This window comes from Escherichia sp. MOD1-EC7003, assembly GCF_002965065.1.
Lineage (GTDB): Bacteria > Pseudomonadota > Gammaproteobacteria > Enterobacterales > Enterobacteriaceae > Escherichia.
Genome location: NZ_PTRE01000128.1, coordinates 1 through 3,843 on the forward strand (window position 1 = coordinate 1; position 3,843 = coordinate 3,843).

Below are 3,843 nucleotides of genomic sequence, written 5' to 3' on the forward strand. Positions count from 1 at the left end.
GGAGCTGGAGAAATCGGCGTTCGGGAAATATAACGTGGATAATGCGATAAACGCCAACTTCCGATATTCTTTCTGACAGACGTTTAAATCTGGCCTGCCATCCGGCAGGCCTTTTTACAGACAGAAAAGCGTCAACTTATATCAGGACTAGTCACACGCCATGAACACGCAGGGTACCGGCTAATAAAATGGTGTTTCCTGTAGTTGAATTCACTCAGAGACGCGTATCCAGCCCGGAGTGTACGCAGAAGCATTGTTTTGCCGTACTAAAATTGCATTCCTCTTTGAGGACTATCATTTCCGGGGAAAAATCTTCACGACTGAGTGGATGTGTAGCATTGCGCCGGAGAATTTCAGTCAGGGCGTTTTTATCGTATAAAGAACAAACATTTGAGTTCTGTGCATTTTTGACAAAAACCCCGTCTTCCGGGGTACACAGGGTTATCGGACACCTCAGATACTGCTCACTGCAGGGAAAGTCATCTGGATTAACGGAAAATGCAGAAGCGTTAACTTTGCTCTGAACTTCATCTCTGACATTTTCCGGCAAAGATGAAGCTGAGCGAGTTTGATCCATATACAGACTGAATGCCTGCAGAAAAGAGTTCCCTCCGTTGAGCTGCCTCTCCAGACTGTCTGCGAGTTGACGATGCGTCCGCTCCCCAATACGCTCCAGAAAACCGCCAGGAATGGGCTCTACACTAAATCCGTCCATAAATGAAATATTATGAAGTCGAAAACGACGGCCTCCAGCCAAAAGTGTATCACTCTGATTGCTTCTTGCTACATTACGTAACGCCTCCAGTTCACTTTCTGGCAACATCCATCCATTTGAGAGATTTAACATAACAGGCATTTGTTTTCCTTTTTAAAATCATTACCACCACAAAAAAAACAATAATGAATACAAGAAACGAATCAAATGAAGTGGGAGCACTACATCATCCTTTACGTAATGACTATTGACTGATAAAATAACCATAAGCTTGCTATATTGTAAATACAAACAAATAAAAGGAATTACTATGCCAGCGGATATATCAGGAAGCTCTATCAGTTCTTTAGGGTGCACTTCTTTTAGGAAATCCTCCATCTTGGGTAAGAAGGAAGATATTCTGCAATACTCAATGGGGAGCAGAACCATCCGTTTCTCTGTGGACCAGATGAATAAACATATTCTGAATACGGTCGCCCGGCAGAGCACTAAAGATCTTTTAGCATGGAAAAAAGATGAAGGAATAGTTTATCCCTCACGTTTAGTCAATATAGGAATTGATAAGTTTTGCGCTGAAAATAACACGAAGATGACGGGCCCTGTGCGACAAAGAGTTTTTACTCTGATATCGGATGACCTTGGAATCAAATTAGATCCTAATGCAGCGCAAAGCTCTATAACTCATATTATAAATGGAAGCGGTTTGTTTGGTGAAAAAACAGCCTACCTTTGTAAGGGTATGCCTAGAGGTGAGAAGAATAAGCTCACAGATATGCTGGCAAATCACCTGGCAGACAAATTTTTTGAGACAAAAATTAATAAGGACATCGACATAAAAAGATTGCAGAATGAGGTAGGATGCTATATTTTCCAGGCACGTACCATGATGGCAAAATAATGCCACAGGAAGAACACAACTAACAGGTGTTCTTCCTGCAATCATGTTTTATCCATATACAAATCATGCCCCTCCCAGTTTCAGACTGACATATTACACTTTGTTCCTGCCAGGCATAGGTAAATGAAATTTTGCTTGCCCCAAAAGCACCTGCTGCTGTTTTATCCAAATTAATAATATTTCATTTTAAAAGAACACAAAACACCCGTTTTTAACCATGTTAAAAAATAACAAAACCATTAAGTAATACCAATTACAACAGAAACAATCAATTATATTAATTGTATAATGTGTTTACACGTTATAGATTACAATAAGGCAAGAACCGCGCGTACAATCTTTATCAACAGCCTTACAGCATGGGATGAAAATGGTTAAAGTATATATACAAAAAAATTATCTTGAAATATTTTTTCCGTCTATTCTTTCTTGGGTTAATCGGAACAATACTTACACTTGAGTGTAATCTATGAAAAAAACATTATGTGTGTTAAGTATCGCTTTATCTTTAACTGCCGGGCAAGCACATGCAGATATGAACAATTATCCAGGATATACATCTGGTGAGATTGGCGCATCTATTGGATGTGCTATTGATGCCTGGTTGGGACTTCCTGCATGCGGACATGCAAATGGCTCTGAAAATGATCGTCCTTCCCCAAATAAACCTAATCTAAGCGAGCCATTAATCCCTAAACCCATGAATGACTCTTCACTTCATTCCTGGCATGGTGGTTACTAAACTAATCGCCTGATTATCACTCTAATTAATAATCAAACACTAACCGAAAATAATGGCAGACTATTGTTTGTGCGTTAACCAGATGGCTTCGGGTGTTTTCGATGACGTTTACATTTTTTATCATGCCACAGAGTTGAGCACAGTCTGCCATTAATTCCTGTCTGTCTGCAAAACGGAGGCGATATCCGACGATAGCCATATGTGGGCAACTATCCGATAATATGGTGTATACTCGTCATACTTCAAGTTGCATGTGCTGCGACTGCGTTCGCTCCCCCCAGTCACTTACTTATGTAAGCTCCAGGGGATCCACTCGCTTGCCGCCTTCCTGCAACTCGAATTATTTAGAGTATATATGGAGAAGCACATCCGTATCATCAATGTGACAGCTACGGTGGCCATCGGTTCGCCTGAGAATGGCGTGCAGCTGCGCACACGACCCCCGAGGACAACGGCTGACGAAGCATTTCATTATCAGGTTTATTTTACTTCTTTCAGTCAACAAAAAAATCGTGATTTACACCACGATATAAAGAAAAGTATTGAGCCCGAAAAATAATAAACACTAACGCCTGCTGTAATGTTGCTCTTTTTATTATGGAGACAGACGAAGAGATAACATCCAAAGTCCGAAAATCTGTTCAGCCCCTTCCCTACGGAAATAAGGCCGCAGTGATCATCAGATACAGTCATCCAGGCCAGCACATACTGGCCTGTCATTGCGCTCATTGAATTCAACCCCCGGAGCAACACCAAAAAGTCCGGGCACAAATTATATTTCTCAGCTCTTTCAGGAATACCGGGATTTCTTTCGATACCAATTATACACTGCTTTCAAAAATTTTATTTGTGTAGTCATTATGTGCTTTTATTGGGTCTTGGTTTTTGTTTAACGCCAGCTCCAAGGCGGAAATTCTGCCCTCGAGTCCACGATGACCTCCTAATAAACGCCCAAAGAACCCCCCCTTGTCTGCAGACTGAACACAGAATCCCCCCAAGGATGGAACATGAGAAACGTTATACTTGTGCCCATTAACCTTTATGCATGCACATCCTACCTCAACAGCCGTCTTCTGAACAGATTGTATAAAAACCGGGCTCAGATTCATGGCGCGACTACCCAAAAAACTAACGAAAGACATATCAGCTCACTCCTATAAAAAAAATAAACATCCCTATAAACACAAGAATACCTCATGGCCATGCTATAAACAATAGCGTGATGTATAATCCACAGCACCAAGGTAATTAAAAAAAACAAAAAAACACTAAAAATTCATTTTTATTTTCATCCTGAAATTTTAAATAGAAAAAAATTAAATACATCACCGCAATTAAACATATTTTGAAGTTCTCTGTATCTCCTGCACAATAGTGTCATGAACTCTGTCACGGAATTGATTCATATCAATATTGTTAACATTGTTCTCAAAAAAAGTATCCGCAAGGCTGCTTAAAGCTGTACGAATGCACTGATTTCTGACATCC

At 40.4% G+C, this 3,843-nt stretch carries 5 protein-coding genes and 1 pseudogene; 4 read left to right on the top strand and 2 right to left on the bottom strand.

Annotated elements, in window-relative coordinates; all coding sequences use genetic code 11:
• Window positions 1-76: hypothetical protein (locus A7090_RS27335; RefSeq protein WP_431602885.1), on the top strand; the 76-nt coding region annotated here is incomplete at its 5' end.
• 138 nt (window positions 77-214) lie between these two features.
• On the opposite strand, the gene A7090_RS19710 is transcribed toward A7090_RS27335, so the two are convergent.
• On the bottom strand, window positions 215-856 hold the full coding sequence (locus A7090_RS19710; RefSeq protein WP_105275278.1) for a T3SS effector NleG family protein: 642 nt from the start codon (window positions 854-856) through the stop codon (window positions 215-217).
• Window positions 857-1,025: 169 nt separating this feature from the next.
• Between A7090_RS19710 and A7090_RS19715 the strand changes: the two genes are divergently transcribed.
• From A7090_RS19715 to A7090_RS26205, 3 genes are all read left to right on the top strand, one after another.
• Complete coding sequence (locus tag A7090_RS19715) at window positions 1,026-1,613, top strand: bfpT-regulated chaperone (protein WP_105275279.1); 588 nt, start codon at window positions 1,026-1,028, stop codon at window positions 1,611-1,613.
• Window positions 1,614-2,082: 469 nt separating this feature from the next.
• Window positions 2,083-2,355, top strand: a complete 273-nt coding sequence (locus A7090_RS19720; RefSeq protein ID WP_240246613.1) for a hypothetical protein — start codon at window positions 2,083-2,085, stop codon at window positions 2,353-2,355.
• A 355-nt stretch (window positions 2,356-2,710) separates the two neighbouring features.
• Window positions 2,711-2,914, top strand: a complete 204-nt coding sequence (locus tag A7090_RS26205) for a hypothetical protein (protein WP_198599597.1) — start codon at window positions 2,711-2,713, stop codon at window positions 2,912-2,914.
• A 775-nt stretch (window positions 2,915-3,689) separates the two neighbouring features.
• Here A7090_RS26205 and A7090_RS26210 read toward each other — a convergent pair.
• Window positions 3,690-3,843 (bottom strand): annotated as a pseudogene (locus A7090_RS26210) (secretion protein EspT); the annotation flags it as partial.